18 protein-coding genes are annotated in these 18,808 nt (G+C 50.1%); 6 read left to right on the top strand and 12 right to left on the bottom strand.

What is annotated here, in order from left to right:
* Positions 1-87: 87 nt before the first annotated feature.
* The gene (locus Q4E93_RS02105) at positions 88-930 is read left to right on the top strand and encodes a rhomboid family protein (RefSeq protein ID WP_303582433.1); all 843 of its coding nucleotides are present in this window, start codon (positions 88-90) and stop codon (positions 928-930) included.
* A gap of 88 nt (positions 931-1,018) precedes the next feature.
* Here Q4E93_RS02105 and Q4E93_RS02100 read toward each other — a convergent pair whose 3' ends face one another.
* Together Q4E93_RS02100 and Q4E93_RS02095 are read right to left on the bottom strand one after the other, a co-directional pair.
* Positions 1,019-1,501, bottom strand: a complete 483-nt coding sequence (locus Q4E93_RS02100) for a hypothetical protein (protein WP_303582432.1) — start codon at positions 1,499-1,501, stop codon at positions 1,019-1,021.
* Positions 1,502-1,522: 21 nt separating this feature from the next.
* Positions 1,523-2,332 carry a DUF4382 domain-containing protein gene (locus Q4E93_RS02095; RefSeq protein ID WP_303582431.1) on the bottom strand — a complete coding sequence of 270 codons (810 nt, stop codon included), beginning with the start codon at positions 2,330-2,332 and terminating at the stop codon, positions 1,523-1,525.
* A 135-nt stretch (positions 2,333-2,467) separates the two neighbouring features.
* On the opposite strand from Q4E93_RS02095, the gene Q4E93_RS02090 reads away from it, so the two are divergent.
* Positions 2,468-3,646 carry an acetyltransferase domain-containing protein gene (locus Q4E93_RS02090; RefSeq protein WP_303582430.1) on the top strand — a complete coding sequence of 393 codons (1,179 nt, stop codon included), beginning with the start codon at positions 2,468-2,470 and terminating at the stop codon, positions 3,644-3,646.
* 8 nt (positions 3,647-3,654) lie between these two features.
* Here Q4E93_RS02090 and Q4E93_RS02085 read toward each other — a convergent pair whose 3' ends face one another.
* From Q4E93_RS02085 to Q4E93_RS02050, 8 genes are all read right to left on the bottom strand, one after another.
* Positions 3,655-5,355, bottom strand: a complete 1,701-nt coding sequence (locus Q4E93_RS02085) for a GMC oxidoreductase (protein WP_303582429.1) — start codon at positions 5,353-5,355, stop codon at positions 3,655-3,657.
* A 44-nt stretch (positions 5,356-5,399) separates the two neighbouring features.
* The gene (locus Q4E93_RS02080; RefSeq protein ID WP_303582428.1) at positions 5,400-6,392 is read right to left on the bottom strand and encodes a DUF4249 family protein; all 993 of its coding nucleotides are present in this window, start codon (positions 6,390-6,392) and stop codon (positions 5,400-5,402) included.
* Between the two features lie 10 nt (positions 6,393-6,402).
* Complete coding sequence (locus tag Q4E93_RS02075) at positions 6,403-9,030, bottom strand: TonB-dependent receptor (protein WP_303582427.1); 2,628 nt, start codon at positions 9,028-9,030, stop codon at positions 6,403-6,405.
* A 21-nt stretch (positions 9,031-9,051) separates the two neighbouring features.
* On the bottom strand, positions 9,052-10,062 hold the full coding sequence (locus Q4E93_RS02070) for a FecR family protein (RefSeq protein ID WP_303582426.1): 1,011 nt from the start codon (positions 10,060-10,062) through the stop codon (positions 9,052-9,054).
* A gap of 81 nt (positions 10,063-10,143) precedes the next feature.
* On the bottom strand, positions 10,144-10,722 hold the full coding sequence (locus Q4E93_RS02065) for an RNA polymerase sigma factor (RefSeq protein ID WP_303582425.1): 579 nt from the start codon (positions 10,720-10,722) through the stop codon (positions 10,144-10,146).
* Positions 10,723-10,830: 108 nt separating this feature from the next.
* Positions 10,831-11,253, bottom strand: a complete 423-nt coding sequence (locus Q4E93_RS02060) for a DUF1810 domain-containing protein (RefSeq protein ID WP_303582424.1) — start codon at positions 11,251-11,253, stop codon at positions 10,831-10,833.
* Positions 11,254-11,259: 6 nt separating this feature from the next.
* Positions 11,260-11,472 (bottom strand): YwbE family protein, encoded by a 213-nt coding sequence (locus Q4E93_RS02055; RefSeq protein ID WP_303582423.1) that lies wholly within the window; start codon positions 11,470-11,472, stop codon positions 11,260-11,262.
* A gap of 48 nt (positions 11,473-11,520) precedes the next feature.
* The gene (locus tag Q4E93_RS02050) at positions 11,521-12,606 is read right to left on the bottom strand and encodes a glycoside hydrolase family 43 protein (RefSeq protein WP_303582422.1); all 1,086 of its coding nucleotides are present in this window, start codon (positions 12,604-12,606) and stop codon (positions 11,521-11,523) included.
* Positions 12,607-12,924: 318 nt separating this feature from the next.
* Here Q4E93_RS02050 and Q4E93_RS02045 point away from each other — a divergent pair, with 318 nt between their 5' ends.
* The 4 genes from Q4E93_RS02045 to Q4E93_RS02030 all read left to right on the top strand — a co-directional run bounded on the left by Q4E93_RS02045 (position 12,925) and on the right by Q4E93_RS02030 (position 16,384).
* A complete protein-coding gene (locus tag Q4E93_RS02045) occupies positions 12,925-13,953 on the top strand; it encodes a C1q-like domain-containing protein (protein WP_303582421.1) in 1,029 nt (342 codons plus the stop codon).
* A gap of 74 nt (positions 13,954-14,027) precedes the next feature.
* On the top strand, positions 14,028-15,554 hold the full coding sequence (locus tag Q4E93_RS02040; RefSeq protein WP_303582420.1) for a hypothetical protein: 1,527 nt from the start codon (positions 14,028-14,030) through the stop codon (positions 15,552-15,554).
* 70 nt (positions 15,555-15,624) lie between these two features.
* Positions 15,625-16,077, top strand: a complete 453-nt coding sequence (locus Q4E93_RS02035) for an SRPBCC family protein (RefSeq protein ID WP_303582419.1) — start codon at positions 15,625-15,627, stop codon at positions 16,075-16,077.
* Positions 16,058-16,384 carry an ArsR/SmtB family transcription factor gene (locus tag Q4E93_RS02030; RefSeq protein WP_303582418.1) on the top strand — a complete coding sequence of 109 codons (327 nt, stop codon included), beginning with the start codon at positions 16,058-16,060 and terminating at the stop codon, positions 16,382-16,384. The genes Q4E93_RS02035 and Q4E93_RS02030 overlap by 20 nt, the downstream gene beginning before the upstream one ends.
* A 39-nt stretch (positions 16,385-16,423) precedes the next feature.
* Here the strand turns inward: Q4E93_RS02030 and Q4E93_RS02025 are convergent, their stop codons facing one another.
* Both Q4E93_RS02025 and Q4E93_RS02020 read right to left on the bottom strand, forming a co-directional pair.
* The gene (locus Q4E93_RS02025; RefSeq protein WP_303582417.1) at positions 16,424-17,530 is read right to left on the bottom strand and encodes an acyltransferase family protein; all 1,107 of its coding nucleotides are present in this window, start codon (positions 17,528-17,530) and stop codon (positions 16,424-16,426) included.
* Complete coding sequence (locus Q4E93_RS02020; RefSeq protein WP_303582416.1) at positions 17,527-18,804, bottom strand: MFS transporter; 1,278 nt, start codon at positions 18,802-18,804, stop codon at positions 17,527-17,529. Before Q4E93_RS02020 ends, Q4E93_RS02025 begins: the two co-directional genes overlap by 4 nt.
* Between the last annotated feature and the right edge of the window lie 4 nt (positions 18,805-18,808).

The following is an 18,808-nucleotide window of genomic DNA, read 5'->3' as shown; positions in this document are numbered from 1 at the left end:
AACCAATCGACTAAAATGCAACCAGCGCCTTTATGATTATTTCAGAATTTATATTTATATTTCCTCTAACTCTTGAATAACGTCCCAATGTCGAACGCAGGATTTATCGTATTGATACTCGTTGTCATCACCGCCTTGATATCATACAAGGGCTTTTCCAATAGCCTGTTCTTTGATAAATACAAATTTGAAGTAGACCGCATCCTTATCAACAAGGATTACAAGCGCCTGTTCACGTCTGGCTTCCTGCACGTCAGCTGGACACACCTTATCTTCAATATGTTCGGGCTGTACGTCTTCAGCGGGGTGGTGGAATCAACGCTTGGCAGCCTTAATTTTCTCATCATTTATTTTGCCAGTATGGTGGGCGGAGAGCTGCTTTCCCTGCTGATCCACCGAAATGAGGGAGATTATAGCTCTGTTGGTGCAACGGGAGCGGTCTGCGGCGTGATGTTCGCCTCTGTTGCGATCTATCCGGACATGGGCATCGGCCTTTTTCTGCTGCCTTCCATTCCGGGGTGGGTCTTTGCCCTTTTATATGTACTGTTCAGTATCTATGGCATAAGATCCCAAAAGAACAATATAGGTCATGACGCTCATCTTGGCGGCGCCCTGGCGGGCATGCTGCTGGCGCTGGCCATGAACCCCTCGGTCATTATTTACAATTACGGCAAGATCCTCATCATTTTAGTTCCTACCGTCGTTTTTATTTATTTGATCATCACCCGCCCTGGCGCGTTGCTCGTCGATAATCTCTTTTACAAGACACACAAGGACTTCTATTCCATCGATCACAAGTACAATGCTGAGCTGACCGACCGGCAGCAGGAGGTAGACAAGATCCTGGACAAGATCAGCAAGAAAGGCATGGGAAGCCTGAGTAAGAAGGAAAAAGAGACGCTTGAGGCCTATTCGAAGCAAGTTCGTTGATGATGGTGAGGGGCAAGAAAAAACCCTCGCCTCAAGAGGGTTTTTCCCGTTTAGCCGGGTGGACGAAGATGAATTTGTCAAACCACGGCTAATCGTGCCCGCGGCCATGCTTGTAGTGGCCATATGCATGGCCTCTCCCGTTTCGACCAGGATGATCGTAAGGATCTTCCTCGCCTTCCGTATGATGGTGATCACGGATCACAACTTGTTGTCCATAGTTCCCTCTGTATCTTCCATATCTTTCTCTATACACCTCGCAATGCCTGTAAGGTTCCGGTTCATTTACCACGACCTTATATCCCCTGTAAATATCATAGGACTGGTAGCGTGCGGGTAAGGCCACGCCAAAAACCCAGCGGCCTCCTTCCAGATAGATATAACGGTGCCTGGGCACGGAATAATAGACATCAATATCCGGCATATAATAATAGTCCACATGATCGTATCCTACTGGTCCCCACTGAGGCTGGGAGCCCACGTTGACATTCACGCGGACCTGCACCTGACCCATGGTTTGGTGTACGCAAAGAACACTGGCGGCCCACAGGAAAAAAACGATTAATCTGTACATGATCCAATTTTTATGATTGCATTATTTTGCTGATAAGGTCACTGTTCCGGCATTCGTCACTACTCCTGTGGTCACTGTCACTGCGAAGGCCGTATCCTTGTAAGTCGAATCCTGGGCATGGAACAGCAGGTTCCAGCTGCCCGCATTCATACCGCCAAAGAAATAATTGCCTGTTGTGGAATCCGGCAATGCCATGAGCGTATCAGTACCCATCGTTGCCCACACCTGTGGTTTAGCCGCTGCAGGCAGCACCATTCCTTTAACGCTGCCGCCGACGGCATCCGCATAGGTCCTGATGACCGGCTTCAGTATGTATTTACCGGAGCCTGTTGTAACGATAGACCGGCTGGCATCGAAATCTATCCAGAGGTGGTAGACGATGCCTGCCGTCAGGGTGGAATGAATGTTCAGCTTCAGGCCAGATTGCTGCGCAGAAGGCGTCTTCAAGGGATAGGATTGGCCGTCTATCACAACGGAATTATTATCCCCGAGGACCAGCCGAATCTGGGACAAAGTCACCGGCGCGGGCAGATCGACTGCGGCCAGCATCGTATCGATACCATTTTTGAAGTCGAGCAGGTTATAAATGCCTGGACGCACAACATTTACTGTTTTCCATCCCGCATCACTCGTATCGGAGGAAACGTTAACCTCTACTTTCTGAATATCGATGTTGACGGCATCGTAGTCCGCAGGTGCATCCGTCAACATTACCTGGAGGTGACTCACCCCCCCACCCGTCCCACTTGAATTCTTATTGCAGGATAGGAAGATAAAGCTCCCGCCTAAGAATACTGTCAAAATGATCCATAACGCGCGCATAGTTTTCATATAATGTTTATTTAATATGTTAATTAAATATTCTCACGGACTTAAAGCATCTTACAGGAAGATGTTGCCTCTCTTCACACCTAAGACAGGAAAAGATGATGATGGTCCTACTTGTTTTTTAAAATATATTTGAGTATGCCTAAACATCGCGTTGCCTCCATCGATATATTGCGGGGGCTGGTCATGCTGATCATGGCCATCGATCATGTCAGGGATGCCCTGCACAAAGGCCACCCTTCCCCTACCGATCTCGATGTCACCACCCCTTTTTTGTTCTTTACCCGGTTCATCACCCATTTTTGCGCGCCCACTTTCGTATTCCTCAGTGGCATTTCCGCCTGTCTTTCCGGTGCAAAACGTACAAAATCCCAGCAGGCCCTCTTTTTGGTGAAGCGTGGTGTATGGCTCCTCCTTATCGAGGTATTAGTGATATCCTTTGCTATCACGCTCAATCCTTTCTATCATCTTATCATCTTCCAGGTGATATGGGCCATTGGCGGCAGCATGATCCTTCTGGGTTTGCTGATCAGGCTGAAAGCCTCTCCGGCTGTCATCGGAATCATCGGGGTCATCATTTTTATCGGTCATAATCTATTCGATATCATTCAACCCGGTGCGATAGCCAGGACGGCTGTCTGGCAGCTGTTGGTTTCCGGCAACGGATGGGATGGGGTCATTGCCCTCGGTGGCAGTCATTTTATCAACGTACCCTACCCCCTGCTGCCCTGGACAGGGGTAATGCTGATGGGATATGCTGTCGGGTCGATATACGCGCCCGGATCGGATGCCCTCAGACGAAGGAGATTATTATTGTATTCGGGCATGGCCTTGCTGGCCTTCTTTTTTATTTTCCGGGGATTCAATATGTATGGGGATCCTGCGCCCTGGTCCGTACAAAAAACTACGGCCCTGACGGTCATCTCTTTTTTTAACGTTACCAAGTATCCCTGCTCCTTATTGTACCTGTGTATGACATTGGGTGTGGCGCTGGTGGTCCTCAGTCGCACTGAGCAGGTGAAAAACAGGTTTGCATCCATATTGACGGTGTATGGCAGTGTTCCTTTTTTCTATTACATATGTCATTGGTACCTCATCCAGGCGATAACGATCTGCATTTTCTTTGCCATGGGCTACACGGGCCATCAGATCATTACGCCTCAAAGCCCCTTTCTTTTTGCGCCGCCTGATTTCGGCATAAGCCTGGCGGGGGTGTATGTCGTATGGCTCGTGGTGATAACCCTATTATACCGGCCATGCAAATGGTTCAGCCATTACAAAAAGGCGCACGGGCAATGGTGGCTAAGCTATATTTAGCGACTATCTTATATATTTCCCTTCTTCAATTCCCCTACGGCATAATCGCAGGCGCGGGCTGTCAGGGCCATATAGGTTAAGCTTGGATTAAGGCAGGCACCGGAAGTCATGCAGCTGCCGTCCGTAATAAACACGTTGGGCACTTCATGCATCTGGTTATGGGCATTCAATACGCTGGTGCGGGGATCACGGCCCATGCGTGCAATACCCATTTCGTGATTGGCATTGCCGGGGTAGCTGATGCTGCCTTCGACCCGGACATTCGTATAACCGGCGGCGGTAAGCATTTCCGTAGCGCTGGGCCCCATATTGGCATGCATGGCTTTTTCGTTGTCCCGAAAGCTGCAATCCATCACCAGCTGCGGCCTGCCAAAGGCATCCTTTTTGGAGGCGTGCAGCGTCACCCGGTTGTCCTGATAAGGCAGGCACTCGCCAAAGGCATAAAGGCCCATGCGCCAGGGACCGGGTTCGGACATAGCTTGTTTTAAAGGGGCACCGATGCCAATATTCTCTCCTGCATTGCTGCGGTAAGCATCGCCGGCAAAATGATAGCCCCGTAAAAAACCATGCGTTTGTGCTGTTACATTCTGCCACCGGGGAATATAAATTACGTTGGGTCTGCGGCCATAGTAATAACTATTTTCAAAACCCGGTACGTCCGCGGTGATGGTGAGTCCTTTGTGGTGATCCATCAGGTTGCGGCCTACCTGGTCGCTGCCATTACCCAGGCCGTTTGGAAAACGGCGGCTGGTGCTATTGAGCAATATAAAAGCCGTGGCCATGGTGGCGGCATTTAAGAAAATCAGCCGGGCATGGAACTCTTCTGTCTGTTTTGTTTCGGTGTCGATGATCTCCACGCCCGTGGCCCGCTGCCGCTGTTCGTCGTACAGCACCCGGTTCACCAGCGAATAGGGTCGCAGGGTGAGATTGCCGGTGGCGTGGGCCGCGGGCAGTGTGCTGGCATTGGTGCTGAAATAGGCGCCATAGGGGCATCCACGATGACAAAGATTCCTGGCCTGACACTGTCCCCGGCCTTTCACAGGGCGGGTCAGATTGGCCGTTCGGCCAATGATCACCTTTCTGTCCTTGTAATGTTCTTCAATTCTTTGTTTAAAATCCTTTTCTGCGCAGTTCATCTCGAAGGGCGGCAGGAACTTGCCATCAGGCAAATGGGGGATGCCATCATTGCTACCGCTGACGCCGATGAAGCTTTCGACATGATCGTACCAGGGCGCCAGGTCCTTGTAGCGTATGGGCCAGTCGACACCGTGACCATCCTTTACATTGGCTTCAAAATCGAGATCGCTCCATCTGTAGCAGGCCCTGGCCCAGAGAAGGGATCGTCCTCCGACGGTGTCGCCCCTGATCCAGTCGAATCGCTTTGTTTCCTCGTAAGGGTTCTCCAGGTCGCTGATATAAAAATGCTTATTGTCTTCTTTAAAGGAGTAATGCCGGCTTTGGATGGGATGGCTTTTGACATCTTCCTGCGAAAGCCGCAGGTGATGCGAAAAGTCCCATGGATCCATGGTGGCGGTGGGATAGCTGGGGTGTTCCATGGGGCGCCCACGCTCCAGCAATAATACTTTCAGGCCTTTTTCGCAAAGTTCTTTAGCGGCCCATCCCCCGCTGATGCCGGATCCGACAACGATCACGTCATAGGTATTTTTGGGGGTGGCCTTGATGTTCAGGTGCGTGCTGTCAGTTGGCATAACGGGTCTTTTCTCTGGCCTAAATATATGTCAATTGAGCCAGTTTAGCGCAGGACCAGCTTATACGAAATATTTGGCGCCCAGAATAATCCAAGGGCACCTCCACTGATATTTCCCGCAGCCGATGCGGGTGCGGGCTTATAAACATTCCCATCGTTCAGGAACTGCTTTTCCAATGTCTTGAAATATTCGTGGGTGTTCCTGTCAATAGAAAACAGCCTCACCTGCACGGAAGTTCCCTGAAAGGCAATAGGATAATAGCGCGGGGACTTGCGATACATGTAATCAGCCATGATCGCCTGTATTTCCAGGCCATTGACATAAGGGGGTAGTGTTTTTTCATCCAGTATTTCATAGGGAAAGGCCGCATTGGTATTATATAGCAGATCTGTCCTGTCATAAGTGTAGCCGTTAATGTTGGCGGCTTGCAGCAGATAATAGTTCACCTCGTCCTGCGGCTCATTAAACCAGGTAAAGACGGGGTTGCCATTAGACATGAAGGCATCGGTAACCATATCTTTTCCTATTGCTGCGGAGTCGACCGGAGGCGCATTCAGCGGCATATAGGCGGACGCTTCGAATTGCCCGTTCCCTATGTACACCTGCAGGTGATAGGTGTGGCCGGGAATGCCGGTGATCTTCGTCGTTCCATAGTATCCCCGCGCAGTGGTAAACTCGTAGTGCTCATTAGGCATCCATTCGGAATCAATTTTATCGTTCCTGTAAAAGTATTCACGCCGGCTGGGCAAAGCATCGGCCGGCTTTAGCGTATCTGCAGTCCCCCTATCGTCTGAAATAATTACCCGGGCCCCTGTTACCCCCTCGGCATAGTCCAGTCCCATCGTATCCCTGACGTAAGAGCTTGCCAGATCCTGCGCCTTTGTTATCCTTACATAATAAGCACCGCGTAAATTACTTATCCTCCCTTCTATCACGTAGGTCGGTGATATTTTCCCCTTGGTGATTGGAAAATCCCTGGTGCAGCCTGCGAAGAAGACAAAAAAGGCGCAAAGAAAAAAATAGCATTGTTTATTCATGCTGGGCCGGTTAAAATTTAAAATTGTAGGTTATAGTGGGCAGCGCTCCTACCAGATAGACCATGGATGCTTTTACATCTGTAAAATCTATTTCATCCTGGCGGGTATAAATAGCGAAGACATTCTTCCTGTTATAGACATTATAAACACTGAGGACCCATTCACCCTGCCATTTCCTCTTGTCATTGCGGCGGCCCTGTAAAGTCACGCTGAGATCCAGCCTGTGGTAGGACGGCATGGTGTATCCATTCCTCGAGCTGTAGTACATGAACCTGTTGCCATTGAATACATAGCTTCCCTCAGGGATAGTGGTACGCCCGCCGGTGCGGAATACCCAGTTGGCGGAGAAGCTTAATCTTTTACTGACCGATTGGTTGTACACGAGAGAAAGGTTGTGCCGATGATCGTAGTTGGCCGGGTACCATTCGTTCTTATTGACACCATTGATCTGGCGCAAAGATCTCGAATAGGTATAGCTGATCCATCCATTGGAGGCGCCCTTGTTCTTTTTCAACAGGAATTCAAGCCCATATCCCTTTGCCTGACCCGTCAGGACCTGGGTCTCGATCTTTTCATTCAGGAATATTTCGGCATTATCCCTGAAATCTATGATATTATGCGATTTTCTATAATAGAGTTCGACACTTCCTTCATACGTGCCGTCCCGGAAGGTCTTATAACCGCCGGCAGCAACCTGATCGGAATACTGCGGTTTAAAATAAGCATCGGAAGGTATCCATATGTCCGTTGGCAATCCCACGGAAGCGTTTGTCAGCAGGTGCTGAAACTGATAATTCCGGCCGTACGAGAGCTTTAAAGAGGTTGTATTGGTTAGTAAGAGCCTGGCGGTGATCCTTGGCTCGGCGCCAAAATAGGCTTTGACAATTTTTCCTTTGCCGTAATGAACGCTGTCGATCACGGCGGTAGTATCGGCATTGTATCTGTAAACCATCGCATCGCCCAGGGTCGCAAAACCCGTCGCCCGGACCCCATAAGAGAGGCTTAACCACTTGCCCAATCTTTGCTCATTACTGATGTAGGCGAAGAGCTGGGCAGACCTGCGATCTTTCAGCGATACGCCCTTTGCAACAGCATTGGTATCGATGGGTACGATATTGCCCGGTGAGATCTCCTGTCCCGTGATACCTCCTCCGAACCTAATGAGGTTTTTCGGATCCATCATCCATTCCATGTCGGTCTTTAAGGTTATCTCCCGCAGACGGCCTTGCAGCTCATAGCTTCCGCCTGCAGCCAGATTGATATTGGAAGACCTGTAATTACTGTAGAGCAGCGACGTATTGGCAAAAAAGGAAGGATTGGAAACATGGTTCCACCGGGCGCTGATGGTCGTATTTCCCCATTTCATCCGGCGGGATCCGTCAATAAGATCGAGAAAAAAATTATCATGACCTGTATAGCCGGATAAATAGAGGCGGTCTTTATCTCCTAAGATGGGGTTGAACTTTGCATTCAGATCATAAAATGCCACACTACTGTTGGTGGTGTGAAAATTCAAGAAATGAAAATTCTTAGACAGGTTCAATAAGGCGCCGATGTTGCTGTACCTGCCGGAAACCATAAAAGAAGACTTATCTTTCTTTATCGGACCCTCCCAGGTCAACCGGCTAGCCAATAAGCCGACGCCGCCGGAAACCGACTGCTCCTTGCTGTTGCCTTCCTTCATCCTCACATCTACCACAGAAGACAATCGTCCGCCATACTGGGTAGGGAAAACGCCTTTATAAATCGCAACATCCTTTATCGCATCTGTATTAAAGGCGGAAAAAAAACCCAGTGTATGCGTGGGATTGTACACGGGCGCTTCGTCCAGCAAAACCAGGTTCTGGTCATACGAGCCGCCTCTGACGGATACATTCGTGGTCCCTTCGTTGGAAGTCTGGATACCCGGCAGGAACTGCAGGCTCTTTAACACATCCGGCTCGCCGCCCGCCATGGCGATCTTTTTGATCTCGGCAATATCCAGGCGGTGACTGCCGGTGATGGGTCTTCTTATGTTACTTTTATTGCTGGCGGTAGCCACAATGACGGTCTGCAGATCATTGTGTTCTTTTCCAGCCAGCTCGATATTGTTCCTGGATGTCTCCTGAAGGTCTAACTTCTTATCATATTCCGCGAGGCCTATGTAGGAGCAGTTGAGCTGATATGTGCCGGCAGGCGCCGTCAATGAATAAAATCCATAGGTATTGGTAGTGGTAAAGTAGGTCTTTTCGCCGGAGATGCTGATAGTGGCGCCTGTCAAAGTCTCTCCTGATTGACCGGATGTCACAAAACCATACAGGGTCAGACCGCGCGAAGAATGTCCGGGGATCTTTTTTATCAGGATATATAGTTTAGACTGTTCGTAATGCAAGGGCGTGCGGCCCAGCAGCTCAGTCAGCACCTTTTTGAGGGAGACCTGCCGCAGCCGGAAAGAGATGCCTTTTACACCGGCTATGTCTTCCGTCTTGTAGGTAAATCTGAATGAAGTGAGTGATTCTATCTTAGTAAAGGCCTCAGCAAGTGAAGCGTCTTTCAATTCGAGGTCAATGATGACCTTGTTTAGGTCCTGGGCATGGGTGCTTTGGGTGCTCAATAAGGCGCATAGCAAAAAAGCCAGCGCTGGTGTGATTCGGTTCATAAGGGAGTTTGTCGGGCATTATTATTCAATTGTGAAAATTCCATTCTTCCTGGAGAGCCGGCTGTCCGTCGTCCGGGAGATCATTTCGAGCGCATGCTGCAACCCATCGCGTTTATTGAATGAAAGGGTGATCATTGTTTGCTTCAACGAGGAGTTTTTTATCGAGATGGAGTCCTTAAAGGCTCTTTGCAGATCGGCAGCGATGTCTTCCACGCATTCGTCTTTATAGATCAGGTTGCCTGTCCTCCAGGCTGCGATGGATAAGGTATCGAGGTTCCGTAGCAGGGAGACGGTGTCCGAAATGACCTTCACCTGGCGACCTTTTTCCAGCACCGCCAGCAGCCTGCTGCCGGCCTCCACTTTTACTTTTCCGCTTTGAACGGCAACCATCATGGTTTTCTGCTGCGGATAGGCCGTGATATCAAAAGCTGTTCCCAATACCGTGGTCGTGATGGCGCCGGAGTGAATGACGAAAGGCAGCCTGCCGGCGTTTTTTACATCAAAGAATCCTTCGCCGGAAAGTTCCACTGCCCGTTCTGAACTGGCAAAAGAGACGGGAAAACGGATGGAAGATGCCGAGTTAAGCCATACCTGGCTGCCGTCAGGCAATATTACCCCGCGTTGTTCGCCCCGTGCGGTTGAAATGACACTATCCCGAATGGTCGTTTCAGCAGCCGACAAAAGACGGCTGTGCCTTTGATCCGCCCAAAAGTATCCTCCTAATCCTATCAAGAAGAGGACAGCTGCCGCGGCAGACCATCGGTATAATTTAACAACCCTGGCAGGGGCAGCATGCTGCGGCTGAACACTATGTCTGTCGGCCTGCATGATATCCTGTTGCATTTGCTGCCAACGTTCTCTGTCCGCCGGGAAAGCGGGAGCCTCTTTATGCATCATTTCCGCCAGCAGGGACTTAAATAAGTCGCTGTGGGCATCAGACCTTACCATAGTTGAAAGCTCCTCCAGTTCCTCTGCGGTTGCACTTTCAGCCATGTACTGCTGCAATAAATAATTCAGGCGCTGTTGATCCATTTTTTTTGCCCTTTTATGCCTGGGCGCTGTCACTAAACGGTTGAGCGGATGGTTAGGACTATCGGGATCAACAATTTTTTATCAGAAGAGGAAAAAATTTAATATAAAAAAGATCACGCCGTGCCTGGCGAGGTATTCGCGTATGAGCTTCAATGATGTGACAAGCGCGTTTTTAACTGTATGGGGAGAAATCTGGAGCGCCGCGGCAATTTCCGGGATGGTTTTGCCCTGTTCCCGGCTCATCAGGTAGATCTTTTTACGCTGCGCCGGTAAGGTATGCACGGCCTCTCCCACCAGGCGCATCAGCTCTTTTGCATCCAGCCATTCGTGGGGAGCGTTTTGTTGTTCGGGGTCCGTAGTAATGGGTTTAAAGAATTTATCATTTAATACGCGCGCACGCAGATGATCATAACATTTATTGGAAGCGACCCTGAACAACCAGCCGCCGGGGTTTTCCATTTCGGCCAGCTTGTCCCTGTTTAACCACGCCTTGATGAAGGTTTCCTGGATGATCTCCTGCACGGCAGATTCAGATCTTGTAAGCTTTATGATAAAAGGATAAAGTCTGGGGAGAAACAAATTGAACAAGGCGCCAAATGCCTGCTCATTACCTTCTGCTGCCTGTTGAAATAGTATTTTTTCGCCGTCGGATGAGATCATTTATGCGTCCAAGTAAGATCATTATTTTCATTTGCACAATACTATTGAAATGGTTTTAACATTTCAGCAGCATCTTTCGGGTACATAACGCATCCTTTTTTCAGGGGCTCACAGGCCTAACAATCGCAGGGTTTTTATATCTTTTACACCTTTGAAGAACTTTTGGAGAACCTTATCGAAGACAGGATTGGCGCCGGGGACCGATGCGAATAAGGTCATAGAAGAGCGGAGTTTCATATCATCGGGGTTTCCAAATATGGCTCCTGCGTCCGCACCCTGCAGGTCAAGTAACGCTCCGGAGATCTCGACCAGCCGTTGTCCCAATACAGGGTCAGCGAGGTAGGCGACCGCCTCCTCCAGATCGTTGATGGCATAACGTCTTGACATTTCACTGAAGCCGAGTCCCTGCACCTGTGGGAAGATATACCACATCCAATGACTTCGCTTCCTGCCATTTTTTATTTCCTGGAGGGCTATCGCATAGTCATGCTGTTGCGCATCGATGAACCTGTTCAGATCATTATTTTTCATAAATAATCATTCACCATCCGGGTCGACCACATCGGTTGCCGCCACTCTGCCTACCTGCCCGTCTTCCAGGCGCACCTTTATCCCCCGGGAATGAAAAGCGGCGGACGTCAGGATGTCTTTTACTACACCGTACGTCAGTTTACCGTTCCTTTGATCTTTCTTCAGGATGATCGCTACTTCCAGTCCGGGATGAATATCTTTCCTGTATTGGCCGTTCATTGCCTATGCTGATTATTGGTTGAACGCAAAAATAAGCAGTTCTGACCGCTAATCCTTCATGGCCGTCACCGTCCGGATGCTCCCATCCGCGTTGAAATGCAGCTCCGTCACCTTCACATTCCGGAGATATGTCTTCCCGGAAAGCTGAACATCGTGATAGAAGAGATACCATTTGCCATCCTTTTCGATGATGGAGTGATGGCTGGTCCAGCCTTCCACGGGATTTAAGATAATGCCTTTGTAAGTAAACGGACCATACGGGCTATCGCCAATGGCGTAACAGATATTATGCGTGTCGCCTGTGGAGTACGAGAAGTAATATTTCCCGTTGTACCTGAACATCCATGAGGCCTCGAAAAAACGTTTGTCATTGTCCTTCTCGTGAAAAGGCTGCCCTTTTTCATCCAGGATCTTTACCTCCTGTACGGGTCCGGAAAAGCTTTTCATATCCGCGCCGATCTTTGCCATCCTGGGCAGTATTGCCAGTTCCTGCGGTTTTCGGTTGCCTTTTGTGGAGTCATATTTATTATCATTCCACCGCTGCAGCTGTCCACCCCAGATACCGCCGAAATACATATAATAGCTGCCGTCCTCGTCCCTGAAAACACAGGGGTCGATGCTGTAACTTCCTTTGATGGGGGTCTTTTCTGCTGTGAAAGGCCCCTCGGGCTTATCACTCGTAGCTACGCCGATGTGAAAAACATCCTTTTTATCCTTCACGGGAAAGTAAAGAAAATAGGTATTGTTCGCAAACGCCGCATCCGGCGCCCATAACTGCCGGCCGGCCCAGGGAATATGGCGGATATCCAGCGCCACTCCATGATCGGTGACCTTGCCGCCTACCGAATCCATAGAGAGGATGTGAAAATCCCGCATATCGAAATGGCTCCCCAGGTCATCTTCGGGAATCCCTGTCGCCGTATCGTGAGAAGGGTAGATATAAATACGTCCGTTAAATACATGGGCCGAAGGATCGGCGGTGTAAATATGGCTGACCAGGGGCTGGGACAGATAGTGTTTCTGTTCCTTAACGGGCGCTGTGGTGTCTTTGGCAGGGGTCGATGTCTGTTCGGCGGGCTGGCCGCAGCCGGCGATTATCACCAGTCCGATTATTGCAAATAGTGATGCTTTCATAACCATACAATCGTTTAGTATTGGGTAAATATATAGAAAATACCCAAAATTGCAACCGATTGCATTTTATTTTCTTTCTTACAGCGCAGATCTTCCATCCATCACCGGCGTGGAAGTCATTAGCTTTCCTTTTTACGAAAGCTACTATTTGGTGGGATCATCGAAATTTGGCAGATCAAAAATAAACTCGATATTTGTATCCCTTAGCGGCATAGCGCAGATCAACCAGCATCTCGCTATTGCCCGTACAGCACCTTCCGCAACAAGATTACCCAATACAACATGCTTCGCATTTAAAAGACCACAAAATCTTTTGCAATGAAGAAGTTGCTTTTCCCGTTTGCGTTCCTTGCTTTCTCCTGTGCTGCTTTTGCGCAGGTGGGCATTGGCACCACCGCTCCGGACGCATCATCCATACTGGATCTTACCAGCACCAGCCAGGGTCTGTTGCCGCCCCGGATGACCACCGCCCAGCGCACCGCCATTGCAAGTCCTGCTACAGGGCTCCTGGTATACCAAACGGATGGCACCCCCGGCTTTTATTACTACAATGGGAGCGCATGGGTGGCCTACGGAGCAACGACTGTTACCAGGAACGCTACGCTTACGGGGACTGGCGCGCCCGCCAGTCCGCTGGGTATCAATCTTGCCAACGCCAACACCTGGACAGCCAACCAGACTTTCGCCGGCACCTTCCTGATCGTCTCGAATTCGCGTATTGCCATGACCAATAGCGATAATAATGCGAGGGATATCCGGCTCCAGGAGCCCAGCGGAACCGGCACCCAATATGTAGGTCTCAGAGCCCCATCGGTGGCCAACAATGGCAACTATGTATTACCTGCCATAGTCGGTTCGGTGGGACAGGCGCTCACCCTTGCCACCAGCAACAATGTCGACAGTGGCTCCATGCAGTGGTCAACGGTAGGTGCGGCGGTTCAATTCCATGGCACTTTAACCAATAGTGCGAGCTATTCGGGGACCACGGAAAGCGTTGTAATCTTCAATTCCGCCACCACCAATGTAAGCAGCCAGATGAATACGTCGACCGGCTCCTTTACAGCGGCAGCCGGCGGCTTGTATAATATTTCAGCTTCTGCGAACCTTTCAGGTACAGGAGCGCGATTCCTGGCCATCAATGTCAATGGGACCGATGTGTTCACTGGTGCCTCCGGCACTGGCTCGGTCACCTTCCCTGGTTCATACGCCACTACCAGCACTGCCAGTGTCAGCACTTTGTATCCCCTGAGCGCCGGCGATGTGGTTCAGATCATGGTTGTCACCAACAGTTTAACCGCTGTCCCATCTACAACCGGTACTACCCGGCTGCTGATCACAAAAATGTAACGGACTTCCACACTCGTATAGGAGAAAATGGCACTTTAATTGCATGGGTTGGCATCTGACCTAAATGCACCAACATGACCTATCGCCTTAGACCTTTCGTTCTTTTTTTGCTGCTATTGACCGCCTCTCTCGCCCACGCACAGTTGATCAAGTCCAATAAGATCCTCGAAAAGCTCAATAAGCTCGCCCCGGGGGTGGACAATGCCAGCTGGAAACCCGGCGCAGCCATCACCACTTCCATAAAAGATTCCTTACCGGCCTTCAGGATACTGAATAACGCAGATTTCGACCCGGCACAGGCGGACTCGCTGGTATCCTTCCATCTCAGGCCAGGATATTACCGGACTACTATACGCTCGTATTGCTTACATGCCGGAACCCATGAAGCGACAAAGGGCAGCGGATACCAGGTCGCCCGGTTGAAAGGCAATCGCGCATCCCTGATCAGCGCCCTATTGGAAAGGTCAGCGGATCATCCCGAGATAAGCCAACAGGATGTGCAATTGTTGATCTGGGGCATAGAAGCAGGCAATAAATTCACCGATTTTCCGGCAGACTTTCAGGTACGGGTAAAACCGTTGCTAACGGAAAGGGACCTGGTCCAAATGCAGGTGAAAATAGATCATGCCGCTGAAAAGCTGGTGCCCTCGCCGTTGAAAGATATGGTCGAAACTTACGAGTCCCTGCGGAACAAAATGAATAGCGCACAGATGAGCTATGATGACATCGAAAAAGTGGCGGTAAAGGCGGGTGTACCGCCTACAGGCCTGGGTAGTCTCGATATCAGGGAGGGGCTGTGGTCCTACATCGGCAATGGCTTTTTTATCCGGGTGTTCCCCAGGAACTATACCACGACAGACCTGGAGATCTATAGGCCCGGCAATTTTTCTGTGAAGAAAGACGATAAAGGCAGGATCATCTCCTTTGAAAGAAGTGCAGAAAAAGTAGCCATCGAATATGACGATGATCCAGGCGCCGATGTCCTAACAAGCAAGGAACATGCATCGGTGCCCATTTGGCGATTTAAGCGCTTTACCTATACAAATACGGATAAAGGGATCACGGAATCCCTCAGCAACAAGGGTTGGATACTCCGCGGGGCATTGGATGATCTCTCCCATTCCTTCGGAGCCATATCTACACAGGCCCCGCAGCCGGGCGCTCCTTTTTTTGAGGAAAATGAAGGTTCAAAACCTCTGCAGGCTAAAGAGAACATCAGCTGGAGTGATGCATATGCCAGATACAAAGACGCAAAGCAGCGATATGATCAGGCCAAAGAAGCTATCGACTGGGCCAAAAGGTTGGACGAAGCTGACAAGCTCAAAGACTATGACGAATATCTGAATGAAAAAGCTGCGCAGGAACGTATTAATGCCGGGCTCAAAGCGGCCTTAAACCCGACAAACTTTAAAAAGAAGGCCGACTGGATCTATGACCTGATAAAAATGGACCGGGACCTCATGTATTGGATCGACTGCCAGCTGGCAGGTAAATGTAATAACTCCAACGATCCCGCCTTGCCGGACCTGCCTACAAAAGTCGGACAGCCTGGTAACAGTAGCGCGCAGCGCTTAGGGTTGAGCCCTTATGTGAAGAAATAAAAAAGTTCAAAAAAAATTTGCGTAACTTGAAAGTTACTCTTACCTTTAGGTAACTTAAAAGTTACTTATTATGACGAAAAGCATTCAACACCAGCTGTTCTACCCACATCCCCCCGCCATCGTCTGGGAATACCTGACAACGCCTGAACTGATGGCCCAATGGCTGATGCCTACTGACTTTCAGCCTATTGTCGGGTTTGACTTTCAGTTCAGGACGAACCCGATCCCAAAATTTGACTTTGACGGGATCGTCTATTGCAAGGTATTAGAAGTTGTTGCGAACAAAAAGCTCAGCTATTCCTGGAAAGGGGGCCCCGGGGACGGCACCTTTACAATGGACTCCATCGTCGTCTGGACCTTGACTGAAAAAGACGGAGGTACGGATCTCTCCCTGGAACATAGTGGTTTTAAGGTATTGACAAACCTTCCTATTTTCCAGGCCATGGAAGAGGGCTGGCTGAAAAATATGAAAAAGATCGCCGAACACATCAACACCGCAAAACATGGCTCAACCCACGCTTGACGTCTTCCAGGTGGTCGCCGATCCCAGCAGGAGGCAGATCCTGAAGCTCCTTTCCAATGACAGCCTGACCATCAACGCGCTGGCTGAAAATTTTGACATGAGCCGGCCCGCTGTCTCCAAGCATATAAAGATCCTGGAGTATGCAGGCTTCATCTCGATTGAAGACATTGGACGCGAAAGGTACTGCACGCTGAAACAGGACGGGTTCAATGCGCTGCAGGAGTGGATCGACTACTTCGATGGATTCTGGAAAACGAAACTGAAAAAATTGGAGGTATTATTAAATAATAAAATCAATAAGAAATGAGCCGGTCTGAAGGGTATACCTGTTTCAGGGTCGTTATATTCATATCTTGATAAAGATCTTCCTCTTAAAGAGAAACCAGCAGAGATACCATTCAACCATAAATGTGAGGAGCGAAGCGACAATCCCTATTGTTAACGCGGGCACATGGATAGCCTGCAAGTACCCGGATGTAACCTTGTCCACATATTCATTGATCCCTCCGGCCAGGGTATTCATGAACAGATAAATAAAAAGGGAGTTGACTCCCACCACGGAGAAAAACCATACAAACTTCTTGTGGCCCCGCAGATCGATCCATCCATAGAACAGGGCGAGCGCCAGCAAGCACCATCCGCCGGATGCCAGGACAAAGGAAGAGGTGGCGATCCGCTTGATAATAGGGGTGAAAGTCCATCCGAGTGCATATCCCGCCAGCAGCGCCGCCAGGCCTGCCAGGCCTATCCATTTGAATTTCTCCATGGCAGTCCTTTGCGAGAGCAGCAGCTTGCCTCCCAGCGCGCCCCAGATGGTATGGCAGGCCGTCGGGATACAATTGATGGCTACCCATCCCCCTTTACTGGTCTTGTGCATGAGGAGCAGATCGACATAATTGCCAAAATTGTGCTGGTCTGTGAAGGGCTGGTCAAAGCCGGGCAGATGGAAACCACGGTATAATAATTCTGTCAGCGCTAATAAGGCAATACTGAAAATGATCTGCCACCGGATGGACCAATGAAAAATAAGGAAGGCGACCAGCGTTGTGAATGCCAGCTGCACCAGCACATTCCATAACTCGAAGCTAAGGCCTCCCCCATGCACCGACCGTATCCAGACGCCCCAGAAAAACAACAGCCCGGAGCGTTTCAGGACTTTTGAAGCCATCTGCCGGCGGGATACTCCTTTCTCCCCCTGATGATGCAGTGAATAAGCCATCGCCGTTCCTGCGATGAACATGAACCCGGGCTGGATGAGATCCCAGAATCGAAGTCCATTCCAGGGGTGATGAAAGAACTGGTCGACAAGCGGGGCAAACAGCGTCCCCCGGGAAGCATCTGCCAGCCGCTCGTAAAGATCTGAGGCTTCCAGCATCAGCAGGATCATGATCAGTCCGCGCATAAAATCGAGGGAGAGCAATCGTTGAGACGATGGGCATGTGGATGTGTTCATTGGATCTTTCCCATTTTTGGTGTGACATAATGTATAAGGATCCAGGCCAGGAGAAAGGAGCTGCCGCAAACCAGGAAAATGATATTATAGCCGGCGACTATATTGCCTGCATGCTTATAAAAATCCAATATAAATCCGATGAACAGCGGGAAGAGCACGCTGCCGATGGCGCCTGCCATGCCACCCAATCCCACCACAGAGCTGATGGCATTCTTAGGGAACATGTCCGGAACTATGGCGAAGATATTGGCGCTCCATGCCTGGTTGGCTGCCGCTGACAAGCTGATCAAAGCGACAACCACGCGGATATCGACCGTATATCTCGTGATGATGATGGGCACCACACAGATCGCCGACACCAATAATGCCGCCTTCCGTGCCTTATAGACTGGCCAGCCTTTCTTAATAAGCCATGACGACAGATACCCTCCCCCCAGACTGCCGATCATCGTCCCTCCATAGACGATGACGAGGGGCAGGCTCGGTTTTCGAAGGTCAAGGTGAAAATGCGTGCTGAAGTAAGAAGGGAGCCAGAAAAGAAAGAAGAACCAGATCGGATCGGTGAAGAACTTCCCAATGATAAACGCCCATGTCTGCTTATACCGTAGCAGCTTTGCCCAGGAAAGGCGTACTGGAGCCACCACCTCTTCTTCATCACCGCGTATATATTCCAATTCTGCGGCCGATAAGCGTTTGTGTTTTGCCGGCAGTTGATAGAAACGAAGCCAGCAGATGAGCCAGATAAAGCCCAGCGCACCCGTCACGAGAAAAGCAGTCTGCCAGCCATAGGTTGCCAGGATCCAGGGGACCAGCAGCGGCCCCACGCAAGCTCCGATGTTACAGCCGGAATCCAGGATCCCGATGGCCAGCGCTCTTTCTTTGGGTGGGAACCATTCCCCGACGGTCTTCACACCCGCCGGATAATTCCCTGATTCGCCGATGCCCAGCAAGGCCCGCACCACACCGAACCCAAAGGTGCTCCTCACAGCCGAATGCAGCATGGCTACGGCGCTCCAGATCGTGACGGAGATGGTATAGCCCAGCCGGGTACCTATCCTGTCGATGATCCTCCCATACACCAGCAGTCCGCAGGCATAGCAAATGGTGAAAGCCATCACGATCCTGCTGTAATCCATTTCGGACCAGCCAAAGACCTTCTCCAGCTCCGGCTTCAGCAGTCCGAAGATCTGGCGGTCGATGTAATTGATCGTCGTCGCGGCAAAAAGCAGAAAGCAAATAAACCAGCGATAGTTCCCCGTCCTCGTACCATTCATATAA

Origin of the sequence: Flavitalea plasmicola, from assembly GCF_030546645.1 — a bacterium.
GTDB lineage: Bacteria > Bacteroidota > Bacteroidia > Chitinophagales > Chitinophagaceae > Puia.
This window is presented reverse-complemented; position numbering and strand designations above follow the sequence as displayed.